We start from the raw sequence: 400 nt of genomic DNA, 5'->3' as shown, positions 1-400 counted from the left end.
CTCAGATCGCTGATTTTTTGAAGGTATGGTCATCATCCAGTGCGTGTCACCACGGCTACGACTTGGTTGTTCGAGGTGCCATTTATTTTCATGGACCTATCCTTAGGGTTTAGTTAAAATAATTTTAATTTTATCGACTTTGCTATCAAGCAAGGCTGCATCGCCCACGCCAACCAGGTTGTTACGCACGAACGATTCGAAATTTGGGCTTGAACATCCACCAGTATTGAGGCAAACAGAGTTCATTAATTCAGATCCCGCACTGCAATTAAGGCCCATCTGACATGCAGCTATACTCCACGCATAGCCGGAGACCGGGCCTGAGGCTGAGGTATCCCCACGTTTTTCAGCCCATGACCATCTGGTTGTAGACGTGTTCGGGCAGTGTGCGTAATCGCTC

1 pseudogene is annotated in these 400 nt (G+C 47.8%); it reads right to left on the bottom strand.

The annotated features are described in order from the left end of the window. Window positions 1-102: 102 nt before the first annotated feature. A pseudogene (locus XpopCFBP1817_RS22415) lies at window positions 103-400 on the bottom strand (hypothetical protein); the annotation flags it as partial.

The sequence above is a fragment of the Xanthomonas populi genome, from assembly GCF_002940065.1.
GTDB lineage: Bacteria > Pseudomonadota > Gammaproteobacteria > Xanthomonadales > Xanthomonadaceae > Xanthomonas > Xanthomonas populi.
This window is presented reverse-complemented; position numbering and strand designations above follow the sequence as displayed.